The sequence below is a fragment of the Shimia sp. genome, from assembly GCF_965227725.1.
Classification (GTDB): domain Bacteria; phylum Pseudomonadota; class Alphaproteobacteria; order Rhodobacterales; family Rhodobacteraceae; genus Shimia.
In genome coordinates this window covers 460,520-473,326 of record NZ_CBDDGH010000001.1, presented here as the reverse complement: position 1 = coordinate 473,326, position 12,807 = coordinate 460,520, and the positions used below count along the sequence as shown (strand labels likewise).

General features: G+C 50.0%; 16 protein-coding genes. All 16 read left to right on the top strand.

Annotation, left to right across the window (positions count from 1 at the left end; all coding sequences use genetic code 11):
* Positions 1-381 precede the first annotated feature (381 nt).
* The 16 genes from ACO07T_RS02290 (at position 382) to ACO07T_RS02215 (ending at position 12,807) form a co-directional block, all read left to right on the top strand.
* Positions 382-1,797 (top strand): GMC oxidoreductase, encoded by a 1,416-nt coding sequence (locus ACO07T_RS02290; protein WP_422048096.1) that lies wholly within the window; start codon positions 382-384, stop codon positions 1,795-1,797.
* Positions 1,794-2,198: a hypothetical protein gene (locus tag ACO07T_RS02285; RefSeq protein WP_422048095.1), complete on the top strand. Its 405-nt coding sequence runs from the start codon at positions 1,794-1,796 to the stop codon at positions 2,196-2,198. Before ACO07T_RS02290 ends, ACO07T_RS02285 begins: the two co-directional genes overlap by 4 nt.
* A 502-nt stretch (positions 2,199-2,700) precedes the next feature.
* Complete coding sequence (locus tag ACO07T_RS02280; RefSeq protein WP_422048094.1) at positions 2,701-5,178, top strand: DNA-directed RNA polymerase; 2,478 nt, start codon at positions 2,701-2,703, stop codon at positions 5,176-5,178.
* 43 nt (positions 5,179-5,221) lie between these two features.
* Positions 5,222-5,443: a hypothetical protein gene (locus tag ACO07T_RS02275; RefSeq protein WP_422048093.1), complete on the top strand. Its 222-nt coding sequence runs from the start codon at positions 5,222-5,224 to the stop codon at positions 5,441-5,443.
* Positions 5,436-5,711 (top strand): hypothetical protein, encoded by a 276-nt coding sequence (locus tag ACO07T_RS02270; RefSeq protein ID WP_422048092.1) that lies wholly within the window; start codon positions 5,436-5,438, stop codon positions 5,709-5,711. Before ACO07T_RS02275 ends, ACO07T_RS02270 begins: the two co-directional genes overlap by 8 nt.
* A complete protein-coding gene (locus ACO07T_RS02265; RefSeq protein ID WP_422048091.1) occupies positions 5,695-5,880 on the top strand; it encodes a hypothetical protein in 186 nt (61 codons plus the stop codon). Before ACO07T_RS02270 ends, ACO07T_RS02265 begins: the two co-directional genes overlap by 17 nt.
* On the top strand, positions 5,880-6,509 hold the full coding sequence (locus tag ACO07T_RS02260) for a hypothetical protein (RefSeq protein WP_422048090.1): 630 nt from the start codon (positions 5,880-5,882) through the stop codon (positions 6,507-6,509). Before ACO07T_RS02265 ends, ACO07T_RS02260 begins: the two co-directional genes overlap by 1 nt.
* Before the next feature lie 44 nt (positions 6,510-6,553).
* Positions 6,554-6,886 (top strand): hypothetical protein, encoded by a 333-nt coding sequence (locus tag ACO07T_RS02255; protein WP_422048089.1) that lies wholly within the window; start codon positions 6,554-6,556, stop codon positions 6,884-6,886.
* A complete protein-coding gene (locus tag ACO07T_RS02250; RefSeq protein WP_422048088.1) occupies positions 6,883-7,155 on the top strand; it encodes a hypothetical protein in 273 nt (90 codons plus the stop codon). Before ACO07T_RS02255 ends, ACO07T_RS02250 begins: the two co-directional genes overlap by 4 nt.
* Positions 7,155-7,358, top strand: coding sequence for a hypothetical protein (locus tag ACO07T_RS02245; protein WP_422048087.1), 204 nt, complete (start codon positions 7,155-7,157; stop codon positions 7,356-7,358). The genes ACO07T_RS02250 and ACO07T_RS02245 overlap by 1 nt, the downstream gene beginning before the upstream one ends.
* Before the next feature lie 152 nt (positions 7,359-7,510).
* Entirely contained in the window at positions 7,511-9,028 is a 1,518-nt protein-coding gene (locus ACO07T_RS02240; protein ID WP_422048086.1) for a DnaB-like helicase C-terminal domain-containing protein, read from the top strand.
* Entirely contained in the window at positions 9,018-9,353 is a 336-nt protein-coding gene (locus ACO07T_RS02235) for a helix-turn-helix domain-containing protein (RefSeq protein WP_422048085.1), read from the top strand. The genes ACO07T_RS02240 and ACO07T_RS02235 overlap by 11 nt, the downstream gene beginning before the upstream one ends.
* Before the next feature lie 38 nt (positions 9,354-9,391).
* A complete protein-coding gene (locus tag ACO07T_RS02230; RefSeq protein ID WP_422048084.1) occupies positions 9,392-9,583 on the top strand; it encodes a hypothetical protein in 192 nt (63 codons plus the stop codon).
* Between the two features lie 300 nt (positions 9,584-9,883).
* Entirely contained in the window at positions 9,884-11,629 is a 1,746-nt protein-coding gene (locus ACO07T_RS02225) for a DNA polymerase (RefSeq protein ID WP_422048083.1), read from the top strand.
* Between the two features lie 3 nt (positions 11,630-11,632).
* Positions 11,633-12,430 (top strand): hypothetical protein, encoded by a 798-nt coding sequence (locus ACO07T_RS02220; protein ID WP_422048082.1) that lies wholly within the window; start codon positions 11,633-11,635, stop codon positions 12,428-12,430.
* Positions 12,412-12,807 carry a hypothetical protein gene (locus ACO07T_RS02215; RefSeq protein ID WP_422048081.1) on the top strand — a complete coding sequence of 132 codons (396 nt, stop codon included), beginning with the start codon at positions 12,412-12,414 and terminating at the stop codon, positions 12,805-12,807. Before ACO07T_RS02220 ends, ACO07T_RS02215 begins: the two co-directional genes overlap by 19 nt.

Sequence of the window (12,807 nt, the reverse complement as noted above, 5' to 3'; positions counted from 1 at the left end):
ATGATGGCGAGTGCCGTTGAGGTGATTTCTATTTAGGGTATGGTATTTCAATATGCTAGGACGAGACTTCTGAAATATACACAGCGATTAGTGGTCTCATTCTTGCCGCAAATTTGGCAACAACTCCCACCAGCGCACGCGCTTTAATTTAGGTCCTCGGAAAGCAGGTATTTTAGAGAATGCGCACAACGAACTGTCTCATGGCGTTGCTTCTTGGGTCATTGGTTTCATTTGACGCAGGCGAAACGGTTGAAATTATTGCATATAGGAATCTCAAAAGCGGTATATGATGATTCCAAAGGGTGTACACGTTGATTTAATACCAAAAAGAATCCAGCACAGATGAAAGCAATTATTAGCTGAGCTTTCAGGATTTTATAAATGCTTAAACTTATTGAAATTGCCGACGCAGCTTCTCGAAGCTGGGATATGATAGTCGTTGGAAGCAGTTTTGCCAGCATGTTCTTTTTAAGAGCGCTGCCATCCAACCTTCGTGTCCTGATAGTTGAAAAAGGTCCTTGGGTCAGTCACGCCGATGCGCTCAACGTCCGAAGCCACGCAAATGCGTTAGAAACAATTGCAATGGATAACCTGTCAGCTCACAAAAAGCTGTGGGTTGCCCACTCTAAATTTGGTGGAAACTCAAATTGTTGGTGGGCGCAAACGCCTCGCTTCCTTCCGGATGACTTCATGCTTTGGTCGAGATTTGGCATCGGAAGGGATTGGCCGATCACCTATGACACTTTGGAGCCTTATTATTCTGAAGCTGAAGCGATAATGGAGATTGCCGGTGATGGGCGGGAATTTCTGCACCCCATGTCCCGACCATATCCGTATCCAAGTCATTCTCCAACGCGCCATGAATTCCGACTTCGCGCCGACAACTATTGGGTCCCAAATGCGACAGCACGCAGCAACGGTGGTCGCCGCGCAATCTGCTGCGGAAATAATGTCTGTGGATTATGTCCAATAGATGCCAAGTTCTCGATTTTGAACGGTTTGGAGTTGTTCGATCGCGATAACACGTTTTTGCTTCTTGATAGTGAAGTCACTCGGGTGCTCGACCTGGCGCGCACCTCGGTCAGCGGCGTGGAACTACGGCAGCGGACGAATAACTATAAGGTCAAAGCTGACAGAGTTGCGTTGGCTGCCAACGCGTTTTTTAATGCATCCATTCTACTGAGATCAGGAGATGAAAACCCGAGTACGGGACGTTACATCCACGAGCAGGCCTCAAAAAACATAAGCCTGACGGCGCCGGGTCCGGGGTATTATGGCGGCACGTCGATCACTGGGCACAATTATAAGTTCTACAAAGATGCTGACCGCGGGGCCCGCGCGGCAGTATTGATCGAGAACTTCAATATTCCTGCCATTCAACTTGTGCCGGGTGCCGTCACCAACACCATGAACATCAAACTGATCGCCGAGGATATACCTCAGGCAAAAAATCAGGTGGTTCTAGATGGTGAAGGCGTTCCAAAGGTGATTTGGCATGGTCATCATGACTATGCTTACAATGGTATAGACTACGCGGCTGCCAACCTTTCTGAGATTTTCCCTTGGCCTGTGTCTGTTGTGAACGCCTCACCAGTAAATGTAACCGAGGCGCATATCCAAGGTACCTGCCGTATGGGACACAGCGGCGACGAAAGTGTTGTCGATGCAGATCTGCGCAAACACGGCAATGACAACCTTTGGGTCCTTGGGGCGAGCGCCTTTCCATCCAGTTCTCCAGCCAATCCGACATTGACGTTGTCCGCGCTCTCTTTGAGGGCAGGAAGCAAGGTGACATGATGAAAAGGCGTGTGTTTCTTTTATATATGCCAGCGGTCGTCATCGCGGGAGGCGGGACGCTCGCACTACGGCGCGGTTTGGTGGCAGAACACGCCATCATAGAGCGTTTTTTTGGAACGGAGATCGCGCGACACACGACGACACAGGCGTTTCTGCAGTCCTACGTGGCGCCAGACGTTGGATTGGTTCGGCAGGCGAAAGACTTCATCAAGTCAGTGCTCGGAGAAACTTCAAGACGACGCGAACAGCACTTGCTGTTGCAGCTTGTTCAGTCAACCAACGTTGTTTTGTTTGCCGAGGGTCGCGTTGAAGACTACGAGTTTTCGGGGATTTCAGACCCCTACGTCTCCCCCTGCGCCAATCAATTGACGTCAAATTGGTTTGTGGATGTCGGAGGGTAAGTGATCAGCCCGATGCGAGAGGTCTTGTTTGAATGTGAGCGTATGATTGGCTCGGGGCTTCATTGTGGGGGGAGCACAATACTTGCCTTTTGAGCCGCGTTGCAGGGCTTCAAGCATCGTGATGCACACGTGGTACATTCTACCTTTTGCCGACAAAGGCACAACGGGGGGAGTGTGGTATTCTGGTCTGTTCTGAAGGAGGGTATAGTCTATTCCACTGAGCCAGTTAGGCGGAAATCTCTTTAGATCGACGCTTTCGGAGGCTTCTGCCCGCTAAAGGAATAAGTGGAGGCGAGTACCGGAATCGAACCGGTGTACACGGATTTGCAATCCGTGCGTTTTCTATACGATACCTAAGTGAAATAAATCAATCACTTAGGAAACCCCATAAAATCACAGAAAAACAAAATCCGTTTCCCGAAGAGATTAGGCTTTCCGTGTGCCTTTGGGAAGCGGAGACATTTTGAAAAATCCTACTTAGGCACAACCACGAAAGGATTAGATGAACGACGATCTCTATATCTCTCAAATTGAGCTTGAAGATGAGATGAGAAATGAGAGCATACGAAGGTTTGAGCAAGGGTTACTCAAGGGAGACTTGAGTGAAACTAAAGTTGGTAACTATCTGATATATGGATATATTAATCCGCTTAAAGAGAAACTTGATGAGTTCTTAAGTAACTCAGGTTTGGGTAAAGCAGGGAGACAGAACAGCGCTGCTAAGTGTCTCGCCCAACTACCCACGGAAGTGTCATCATACCTCTTCATCAAGGGGTTCTTGAACCGGATTCCCTTGTATAACCGAGAGAATACTAGGCTGAGTGTCACAAGTCTCGCTGTCTATGTCGCAGGGCTACTTCACGACGAACTCAGGATACGAGAGTTCGAAGCTGAGAACGCAAGTTGGCTTAAGACGATCAAGGAAGATTTCAACAAACGAGAGCTTCCTAGAAACAAACGACTGGAATACTTGCAGAGGGTCATCAAGGACGCGGATCAAGATTGGTCTCGCTGGTCTTTGACTGATCGACTGCACATCGGCGTCAAACTTCTAGATCTCTTTATTCAGATCTCCGGTGACGCAAAGATCGAGAAGGTTCGACAGGGGAGACACGCGATTGATGTTGTCGTCCCTAGTGAGGGTCTCCTGAAGACTTGCGAGAGGATCAAAGAGGATTGTTCTGACACCACCTCGACGTGGTATCCAATGATCCACAAGCCTCTTCCTTGGACAAAGGACTCTCTTAACAGAGGCTCCTACGTGTCCCAACACGTGACACCTTACCCACTGGTCAAAGGTGGAAACTCTGCTTACCGAAAGCTCCTCAAGGACTGCGCCACCAAAGGCGATCTGGACACGGTTTTATTAGCGGTCAATTCGATCCAAGATACACCTTGGCGGATTAACCCAGTTGTCGTTGATGCCCTATCATACGTCTACGACAACAACATCGAATGCGGAAAGCTCCCTAGGGCCGACAACAAGGTCCCTGACGAAGCTCCCTATGGTCTCGAGTATCTCCCAGCTGATCACCCTAAGGTCGTTGATTACAGGCGGTATCGAGCAACCATCCACGAACACAACAGGCGCTCAGTCGGAAAGCGCGTCCTTGCGATCCGAGCGCTGACCCAAGCCGAAAGGTTTTCGAAATATGGACGTATTTACTTTCCACATGACTTGGACAGTCGAGGACGGGCGTACCCAAAGCCTTACCCTCTCAATCCCCAAGGACCCGACTTTATTAAGGGAATGCTTGAGTTCGCTGATGGAAAGCGACTGGGAGAAGATGGGCTCTACTGGCTTGGCGTCCATGGCGCAAACTGTTTCGGGGAAGATAAACTCTACCTCGATGAGCGAGCCGCGTGGTCGCAAGAGCATATCACGCAAATCAAAGAAGTCGCGTCCGACCCTAAAGGTAATCTCTGGTGGACTAGAGCCGACAACCCAGTACAATTCTTAGCGTTCTGCTTAGAGTACTCAAAGGCCTACTATGCTCCCGAAAACTTTGTCTCGCATTTACATGTTGATCTGGACGCCACGTGTTCGGGACTTCAGCATTTTAGTGCTATGCTTAGGGATAGTGTGGGCGGGTTTCACGTTAATCTTGTACCTAATTTTCCACGTCAGGACGTTTATGGCGCAGTAGCCAAAGTCGCCAACGACATCTTCAACCAACATTCGGTTGGTAGTGGAGATAACTCTGGTCTCGCCCAGGCGTGGCTTAAGAGCGGCTTTATGGACCGCAAGGTATCCAAACGCCCTGTGATGGTTAAACCCTACGCAGGGACACTGACATCGTGTCTCACGTATGTTCGGGGATCGGTCGAAGACAAACTAGAAGATGGTCACCCCTTACCTTGGCCGAAGGACGATATGTTCAACTTCAAGGTATACGGCGGGAAGGTCGTCTGGGAGGCAATCCCCAAGGTAGTTGTCGCGGCTGACCAAGCAATGAAATGGCTGTCTGAGGTTTCTCGAGCAGTCGCCAAGTCTCAACCTGAGGAGCACAGGATTGAATGGACAACGCCCGTGGGTTTCCCCGTGTGGCAGTACAAGTTCAAGACAAACTCCCGACAGGTGCGGACCCATCTAGACGGTAAGGTCTACAAGCCAAGCCTCGTTGAAGAGACTGATAAGCTCGACAGTCGTCAGATGGCCTCAAGTACACCCCCGAGTTTCGTTCACAGTTTGGACGGAGCTCACCTTCAGTTAACCACAGCGAAAGCAACCACTCACGGAATTACACATTTCGCTATGGTGCATGACTCATTCGGAGTTCATGCCGCTGATGTCTCTACGTTCTCTCGAATTATCCGAGAGGCTTTCGTGGAGATGTATCAGCAAGACGTGCTTCAAGATTTTTACGACAGCGCGTCTCAGTTCATCTCTGAGGAGTTCTTTGAGAATATCCCTCCGATACCGGAGAGAGGTGATCTGGATTTGGACGGTGTTTTAGACAGCGAATTTTTCTTCAGCTGATCCGTCCACCCAAAATTTTAAGAACAAATAAATGGAAATAACCATGACCCCTTTTCTGAACACCATCAAACAAAACGTAACCTTCGACAGCCGCTCTGTTCACTACAACAAGCGCTCTCTTGATGGTGCTTACGAGATCGTTGCTCGCGCTGAAGTAGACGCTGGCGATGGTCCCATCTGGCGCGAAGTATGCCTCGACGTGCAGCCAAACCGCACCAAGGCACTCGACGCTGTACGTTTCCTGCGAGGACATTCGAATGCGTAAGGCCCGTTGCGTAAAGTGCAACAAGACTTTCTTCTCAGACGGTTCAAGTGACACATGTCAGAACTGCTCTAAGAAGCAACCAAACAAAAAGAAGCAGATTGCCCAAGAGCAGAAGGCCAAGAAAGCGGCCAACTCTGCTGTACCTAAATCTGGTTCGCAAACCCTAGACATCAAGAAGCTGGCGGATGCTGGCGACAAGACCTCTGTGTCTGTCGATCCCAATCCCACGGCTCCTGTGACGAAGGATACTGATGCCTCTTCTGACTGAAGAACTGATGGACCTAACTCTTGATGAGTTGGTCAACGATTACGGCTGCGAATTGACCGCAGTTGAGACTTGGTTCGGCTACGAGTTCCACCTCGAGATCAACGGAAATTATGTCGTTGATGCCGCTTTGCCCGAACAATTTGCATTTGATTTTGAGGACCTGTTTTAATGGCCAAACTGACTATGACTTCGCCCAAGGGCGTTGCGGTTTATCCGCGTCTCGACAAACCTGACACCAAGTTCGATGAACACGGTATCTACAAAGCTGACATCAAGCTTCCCGAAGACGAGGGTAAAGCCTTCATCAAGGCAGTGAAAGCCAAGGCCGCTGAAGATGGGATCTCCCCCAAGATGGTCGCCAAGTGCTTCTCCAAGGTTCTTGACGATGACGAAGAGGAAACTGGTGAAATCCTTGTCCACTTCCGAGTGAAGAACAAGGTCATCAAATCCGGCCAACGTGCAGGTGAAATCTGGGATCGACGTCCCGCCCAATTCGATGCACGTGGTCGACCTATCGCCAAACACAAAGCTGTTGCTGGTGGTTCCGTCATCAAGGTTTCCTTTGAGATCTATGAGTGGGCCTTTGGTGGTAAGTCCGGTGTCTCGCTTCAGCCTGAGGCGATCCAGATCATCGAACTGAAAGAGTGGTCCGGTGGCGGTGACGCTTCCAGCTACGGGTTCGGTGCTGAAGATGGTTATGCGGATGAAGGTGCGCCTGACTTTGGCGACGAGTCCGATGATGACGATCTGGACGGTGACGACATCCCAAACTACGACGATGACGAAGACGATTACTAAGTCTGTCTAAAGAAATCCGGTTCCGCTCAGGATTAGAGCGGCAGGTGGCCCAACAGATCACAAAGTTGGGCCGCTCATTCCGGTATGAGGAGGAAGTAATTCCTTACCTCAAACCCGCAAAACCCTCACGCTACACGCCAGATTTTATTCTGGATAACGGTATCATTGTGGAGACCAAGGGCCGCTTTGAAACTGCTGATCGGCAGAAACAAAGGCTCATTAAGGAGCAACACCCAGACCTAGATATCAGGTTCGTGTTCTCCAATTCGAAACAGAAAATCTCGAAACGGTCAAAGACCACATATGCCGATTGGTGTGAGAAATACGGCTTCAAATATGCCGACAAATTCATCCCAAAAGATTGGTTCGAAGAATGAAATCTACACCAACACTGCGCGTTAACCGCACTCCTACTAATGGCTCAATTTCTCAGACACGTATTATGGAAATGCCTTTCAGCAATCCGGCGTCTTCCGTCGCAGACACCCTCAAGGTTTCTCTGGACTCTGTAGGTGCCATGAAGATGACCTTCGATGATCAAGTGGTCACGCTCCCTGATAATACTCGAGACCGACTGGTCCAATTCATCTTGGATAACTTTGAGATGGCGATGGTGCCTAAAGTGACACTTAAGGCGGACTACTGATGCGGTTGTTCGAAGAAAATCACCTTATGGCGAAATGCTCTGCGAGCAATCTCAAAGAAATTCGTTCGTCTTGTGAAGGGTCTCTAGTTGTTGAGTTGGAAGACAAAACACTGTCGTTCACCCTCGAAGAGACCAAAGAAATCGCCAAGGTTCTACTCGAGAACTTTGAGCTACAAACGGTGACTCAAGTCGTCCGTAAGTGAGTGATGAGTCAGAGCTAGTACTGTCTGGTCAGCCTTGCCCGTGCGGCGCATCTTCGGATGCTTTCGGTTTCTATGACGATGGTCATGGTTACTGCTTCTCGGGCAACTGCGACAGACCTTACTTTTCCCAGAAACAATTAGCAGAGGTTGGATTGGCAGATGAGCCAGACGACTCTGTGGTCCCAAGAGGAGATAGGGTCTCTGCGAAGAGCTCTCCGCTCCTTAGAGGATCACCGCAAGCTCTCGCAAAGCGAGGCATTACAGAGGAAACATGCAAAAAGTGGGGTTACATTCGGGCTGAGTTCAATGGTCGGAATGTCCACGTTGCGCAGTACAAGGACGAAAACGGACGTGTTGTCTCTCAGAAAATTCGTCTTCCGAACAAAGATTTTGTTTGGCGAGGTCCAGCGAAGGAAGCTCCTAGCCTCTACGGCAAGTGGCTCTGGAAGTCGGGCGGTAAGAAAATCATCGTCACCGAAGGCGAGATCGACGCTCTTACTGTCTCCCAGCTACAAGGCAACAAGTGGCCTGTAGTATCCGTTAAGGATGGCGCTGGGTCTGCACCCAAGGCGATCCGAAGCGAACTCCAATATCTCAACAGTTTTGATGAAGTCATCCTCATGTTCGACATGGATGAGCCTGGTCAAGACGCCGTTGAGAAGTGTGTCGGGTTGTTCCCGCCAGGTAAATGCTACGTCGCCAGCCTCCCTCACAAGGACGCCAACGAGTGTCTACTGAAGGGTGCAGGCAAGGAGGTCATCAATGCGATCTGGAACGCAAAAGAGTACAGACCGGACTCGATTATCAATCCCGCTGAAATGTGGGATGACTTCATCTCTGTCGATGAGGCGAGCTCCATTCCTTACCCATTCGACGGTCTTAACGTCAAAACGATGGGTCTACGCCAGAGGGAGCTTACGACTATTACTGCCGGATCAGGTATTGGTAAGTCGTCACTCTGCCGCGAAATCGCTCATTGGATCGTTTCAACGCAGGGCCAGAAGCTAGGCTACATCGCTCTCGAGGAAAGCTGGAAGAAAACCATGCAAGAACTCGTGGGGATCGAGATGAACACGAGGCTGATCAAAGCTGACCCTGAGGAGGTCGATCAAAATGAGCTTAAAGAGGCTTATTCAACGCTCACTGGTTCTGGGAACCTGTATCTCTATAATCACTTTGGCTCTCTCAATAGCGAGCGCCTTTTGGATCACATCCGGTACATGGCTTCTGGCCTTGGTGTCGGCTGGGTCGTTCTCGACCACTTGTCTATTGTGGTGTCTGGCGATGACGGTATCGGAGATGAGCGCAGAGCAATTGACGTCGCGATGACCAAGCTTCGGTCTCTGGTTGAAGAGACGGGCATTGGTTTGATCCTTGTGAGCCACCTAAAGCGCCCTGATGGTAAGGGCCACGAAGAAGGCGCAGTAACGTCTCTAGCCCAATTGAGGGGCTCTGCGGCGATTGCTCAGCTTTCGGACATGGTGTTGGGCCTTGAGAGAAATCAACAGGACCCTGAGAACGCCGACAGAACTCAAATTCGAGTATTGAAGAACCGCTTTACCGGAGAAACTGGTGAGGCTTGTGGTCTCGTTTATGACCACCAGACAGGTCGTCTATCTGAAGACACTCTTTTTGAAGATGAGTCAGGTGACACCGACAGTGAGTATTGAAGAACTGGCGGAAGACCTAGCGCTTAAGGCGCAACATGATTTTAAATTTGCACCATGTCACGCAACTATGTCTCTGATTATTAAAAACAAAGAGGCGCGTGGCTTCCGAAAAGGAAATTTCCGAATGACGCAAGTGGACGTTCTTATGAACCACATGCAAAACATTGGCTCTATTTCGCAACGCGAGGCAATGTTCGAGTACAACATCCAGTCCTTCCATCGCCGCTTGAGCGACATCCGAGCACTGGGACATGAACTCCAAGCACACCCAAAGACAAACCCCGTAACAGGTCAAAGTTACACCCGATACACATTGGTTCACTGATTATGTTTTGGTCTCGCAATCGTTCTGTCGCCGGTATCATGGCGACCTTCAATCGCAAGGTAAAACAACTGGACAAGCTTGCCAAAGATATGGAAGTCAAACACGGACGCAAACGCGCCAAAGCTGACCGTATCCATGAGCAAGCAAGCGCGGCTTTGGTTGAAAGCGTAGATGCTCGAAACATGGCTGACAAACTCGCTGAGTTCTCTGGCGTAACACGTGAAGTTTAACTGCGATGCTCTTCCCGATTGGTGGGAAGCTCATAAGAAACGCAAGAAACAAGCATTCAAAGACAAGCAGGAACGTCTCGGTAAGTGGCACGTTTGGTATGCTTGGTATCCCGCAAAAGTTGCTCACGGTGACTGTCGTTGGCTCGAGCCTGTCATGAGACGGGGCGAGTGGGCAGAGATCACCATCTGGGGTGATTACGGATGGGACTTTGAATATAAGGAACTACCTAAATTAGACTAGCGTTTGACCTAGAGTCAGACGGTCTTCTTGATGAACTAACCAAAATCCATTCCCTCGTATTGCAAGATGTCGATACGGGGGAAGTCTTCTCCTATCACGGAAAGTACATCCACATCGGCGTCGATATGCTGATGAAGGCTGATTTCATTATCGGTCACAACATTATCAAATTCGACATCCCAGCAATCCAGAAGATCTACCCAGATTTCGAAGTTGCTGAGTTCCGAGTGATCGACACTCTGGTTTGTTCCCGCCTGATCTGGCCGAACATCCAAGAGACAGACCTCAAGCGCATTCGAGGAAACAAGACCCAGATGCCAATGAAACTGGCAGGGTCTCACGGTCTCGAAGCTTGGGGTTGGCGTCTGGATAACTGGAAGGGCGACTACGCAAAAGAGATGGAGGCTGAAGGTCTCGATCCTTGGGCTAACTGGTCGCAGGAGATGCAGGATTACTGTGAGCAGGACGTCGAAGTGACGAAGCTCCTGTTCCAGAAGATCGAAGAGAAGGAATACTCACAACAAGCCCTTCAGCTTGAACATGAGGTGGCCTTCATCTGTGCTCAACAAGAGCGCAATGGATTTGGTTTCAATCAGGAAGCCGCTGACCAACTCTACCACGAACTCACCTTAGAGCGCGTGGAGCTAGAAGAAGAACTACAGGGTCTCTTTGAGCCTTGGTGGGTCAAGAACGGTACGACCAAGACGTACAAACGTACCACCAAGATGAAGACTGGGGAGTATCGCGAAGCTGGTAATGAGTACCAGCCCGTGAAGCTCCAAGTGTTCAACCCAGGATCTCGGGACCACATTGCAGACCGCCTCAAGCGTGTCCGTGGGTGGAAACCTAAGGAAATGACCGAGAGCGGAAAGCCTAAGGTCGATGAGACGATCCTGAACTCACTTCCGTACCCTGAAGCAAAACAACTGGCCAAGTATTTCCAAGTCAAGAAAGTCCTCGGGCAACTTGGGGATGGTCAGAAAGCATGGATTAAGTATGCGACCAACAACCGAATACACGGCTCAATTAACACTAACGGGGCTGTCACAGGTCGGGCTACTCACAGCCACCCAAACCTTGCTCAAGTACCCTCCGTTAGAGCTTACCGTGGTAAAGAGTGTCGTGCCTTGTTCGGACCCATTTGTCCCGACCATGTTCAAATTGGTTGTGACGTGTCAGGACTTGAGCTCCGAATGCTTGCGCACTTCATGGCACGATATGACAACGGAGCTTATGGCGATGTCGTTGTAAATGGTGACATCCACACAGAGAACCAAAGAGCGGCTGGACTACCAAGTCGAGACAACGCCAAGACCTTCATCTACGGCTTCTTGTACGGAGCAGGGGATGCGAAGATTGGTGAGATTGTTGGCGCAGGGTCTAAACGAGGACGAGCTCTCAAGCAACGCTTCCTTAAATCTCTCCCAGCACTCAAGGATCTCATTGATGGCGTCAAGAAAGCCGCGAACACCAAAGGTTACCTTAAGGGACTGGATGGACGCCAACTTCACGTCCGATCCGATCACGCTGCCCTTAATGTTCTTTTGCAGTCTGCTGGTGCTTTGGTTTGTAAACGCTGGCTAGTCGAGTTTCACCAACTTCTTCGTGAGAACAACCTCCACAATGTTGTCTACCAGATGGCGTGGATACACGACGAGGTGCAGCTGAGTGTTCCTAAGGAATACTCGACAGAGGTCGGTGATCTCTGTGTCAAAGCAATCGAGAAAACTCAAGAATACTTCAACATCCGCGTACCGCTTACTGGCGAGTACATCGTGGGTAACAACTGGAAGGAATGTCACTGAGACATGAAGCTCATAGTAGACGGTGATCTACTCCTGTATCGAGCCGCCGCTGCTTCAGAAAAAGAGACCCAGTTCGGAGACGTCTGGGTCCTTTGGAGCAAATTCGAGGATGCTAAAGGTATCCTTGAGGAAATGGTGGGCCAACTCGAAGAACAGGCTCAAACGGACCATGTGATTTTCGCAATGTCCGATACCCACAACTGGCGCAAAGACATCCTCGCGACCTACAAAGGTAATCGTAAGGATACCCGCAAGCCAGTGGTCTACAAGGCTCTCGAAGAGTACGCGAGACAGCATTGGGAAATCCTTCAGTTCCCCTCTCTGGAAGCTGATGATGTCATGGGTATGTACGCAAGCCGCGACGGTTATGCGATCTGGACCATGGACAAGGACCTCAAGCAATGCGTTGGGACCCACCTTGTAGATGACGACTATGAGGAGATCACTGATCCTGATGGATCGGAGTTCCACCTCAAGCAAGCCCTCATGGGAGACACAACGGATGGCTACGGTGGTTGTCCAGGTGTCGGTGAGGGTACAGCCCTAGAGTTCCTCAGAGACCCCTACAAGCTCGTCCACGTGGGACGTGAGCTCAAGTCTGGGAAGAACAAAGGCGAGATACGTTACACATGGCAGAAAGAGCCTACAGATAACGTCTGGGAGGGTATTGTCTCTCTCTACGCCAAGCAGGGACTGACTGAGGCTGATGCCTTGGTCCAAGCACGTGTCGCACGGATTTTGCGAGACGGAGAATACGATTTCGAAAAAGAAGAGGTGGTCCTATGGACGCCAAAAACATAATTGGAGTGGGAGATGAAGTCTTCCACATTAGCGGCTCACAGTTTCAAGGTGGAGCTTATAAACTGACTGTTAAGGATATCATGCCTGATGGTAGTTTGTTTCTCAGCAACGGTTTTGCTTACAACCCAGCTGTCTGTACCACCGACTTTCAAGTGGATGGGGCTACGGTCTCTGATGGTGGCTCAAGCGATTACTACAAGCTCCCTGAAGATATCACAGACCTTCAAGACTTGATTGAGCACCAAGAGATGAACTTCGCCATGGGGAACATCTTCAAGGCCGCTTGGCGTCTCGGCAAGAAAGCCGGAAACGACGCCTCTTATGATCTCAAGAAAATCATTTGGTTCGCTGAGCGTGAACTAGCACGGATTCAATAA

Excerpts from the sequence above, each read along its gene's own strand:
- ACO07T_RS02290 (WP_422048096.1), top strand. The coding sequence starts at position 382 with ATGCTTAAACTTATTGAAATTGCCGACGCAGCTTCTCGAAGCTGGGAT.
- ACO07T_RS02285 (WP_422048095.1), top strand. The coding sequence starts at position 1,794 with ATGATGAAAAGGCGTGTGTTTCTTTTATATATGCCAGCGGTCGTCATC.
- ACO07T_RS02280 (WP_422048094.1), top strand. The coding sequence starts at position 2,701 with ATGAACGACGATCTCTATATCTCTCAAATTGAGCTTGAAGATGAGATG.
- ACO07T_RS02275 (WP_422048093.1), top strand. The coding sequence starts at position 5,222 with ATGACCCCTTTTCTGAACACCATCAAACAAAACGTAACCTTCGACAGC.
- ACO07T_RS02270 (WP_422048092.1), top strand. The coding sequence starts at position 5,436 with ATGCGTAAGGCCCGTTGCGTAAAGTGCAACAAGACTTTCTTCTCAGAC.
- ACO07T_RS02265 (WP_422048091.1), top strand. The coding sequence starts at position 5,695 with ATGCCTCTTCTGACTGAAGAACTGATGGACCTAACTCTTGATGAGTTG.
- ACO07T_RS02260 (WP_422048090.1), top strand. The coding sequence starts at position 5,880 with ATGGCCAAACTGACTATGACTTCGCCCAAGGGCGTTGCGGTTTATCCG.
- ACO07T_RS02250 (WP_422048088.1), top strand. The coding sequence starts at position 6,883 with ATGAAATCTACACCAACACTGCGCGTTAACCGCACTCCTACTAATGGC.
- ACO07T_RS02245 (WP_422048087.1), top strand. The coding sequence starts at position 7,155 with ATGCGGTTGTTCGAAGAAAATCACCTTATGGCGAAATGCTCTGCGAGC.
- ACO07T_RS02230 (WP_422048084.1), top strand. The coding sequence starts at position 9,392 with ATGGCGACCTTCAATCGCAAGGTAAAACAACTGGACAAGCTTGCCAAA.
- ACO07T_RS02220 (WP_422048082.1), top strand. The coding sequence starts at position 11,633 with ATGAAGCTCATAGTAGACGGTGATCTACTCCTGTATCGAGCCGCCGCT.
- ACO07T_RS02215 (WP_422048081.1), top strand. The coding sequence starts at position 12,412 with ATGGACGCCAAAAACATAATTGGAGTGGGAGATGAAGTCTTCCACATT.